The sequence below is a fragment of the Arenibacter sp. ARW7G5Y1 genome, from assembly GCF_003201775.1.
GTDB lineage: Bacteria > Bacteroidota > Bacteroidia > Flavobacteriales > Flavobacteriaceae > Arenibacter.
Genome location: NZ_QJJZ01000045.1, coordinates 1 through 1,253 on the forward strand (window position 1 = coordinate 1; position 1,253 = coordinate 1,253).

At 49.3% G+C, this 1,253-nt stretch carries 1 protein-coding gene; it reads right to left on the reverse strand.

What is annotated here, in order from left to right:
• Positions 1 to 1,253, reverse strand: a 1,253-nt coding sequence (locus tag C7972_RS24035; protein ID WP_181422999.1) for a hypothetical protein, incomplete at both ends; no start/stop codon positions are given.

Here is a 1,253-nt window from a genome sequence, read left to right on the forward strand (position 1 = left end):
TCCGTGCCCAAGGAGGACAAGGGTACCGTCAAGGTTCCGTTGCTATCCGTGATGCTCAGGTCGCTCCCCACTACCGCGAAGGCCGTATTCACCTCATTGGTGATGCTCCCGTCAACTTCCGTGGCCGTGATCACATAGGGATCCAATGTCGTACCGCTTCCGGTAACCACATTGATGCCGCCACCAGTTACTATCGTCTCCGAACCATCGGCTGTCGGTACAGTTACCGTATTTCCTCCCGAAATAGTCAATTGATCTCCGGCTATGCCCAGGGTCTGGTTGTCAGAATTTAATATTGATTTATCGACCCACTCTACTGTTCCAGTAGCATCGGTGACCAATACCTGGTCGTTACCGCCGCTCAATATGTTTTCTGTCCGTACGGCATTGTCTGCCAATTCTGCATTGGTTATCCCATCGGCCGATACGTCCAAGGTGTAGGGGCTAACCGTTGTTCCTGCTCCTGAACGTACCAAAGTGCCATCGGTGGCGTTTGTTACCTCGTTTCCGATTACACCATCATTTTCAGTAACTGTTACGGAGCCAAGGTCCACTAATGTCCATGATGATGTAACATCATCCCATTGCATTACTTGACCATCTGCAGTACCATCTGCTAACTTTGTCAATGTAACCGCTTTGTCGGCTATATCGTCAGGTGCAATAGTGCCATCTAAAATTTCTGTAGTTGTAATACCTCCTGTGGCTACATCCAATGTATAAGGGCTTACCGTGGTACCTGCACCAGAACGTATTAAAGTAGCATCTGTAGCATCGGTAACTTCGTTACCAATTGCCTTATCCAAATCCAATGCTTCGCTTGCAGTAATAGCATCGCTCAATTCTGTATCTGTTCCAAATACGGTATTTAAATCTATAGTCTTATCGGCCTCCCCATCGTTCTCTGCAGATAATTCCAAGGTGGTCCCATTTAGAGCAAACTTATCGATCTTCTGGTCATCAGTGCCCAAGGAGGACAAGGGTACCGTCAAGGTTCCGTTGCTATCCGTGATGCTCAGGTCGCTCCCCACTACCGCGAAGGCCGTGTTCACCTCGTTGGTGATGCTCCCGTCAACTTCCGTGGCCGTGATCACATAGGGATCCAATGTAGTACCGCTTCCGGTTACCACATTGATGCCGCCACCAGTTACTATCGTTTCCGAACCATCGGCCACCAGACCGGAAAGGTCCACCGTTAGGTCGTTCCCGTTCTCGATCCCAACGGTCAATATATTGTTCGTTGCGTTAAGGGT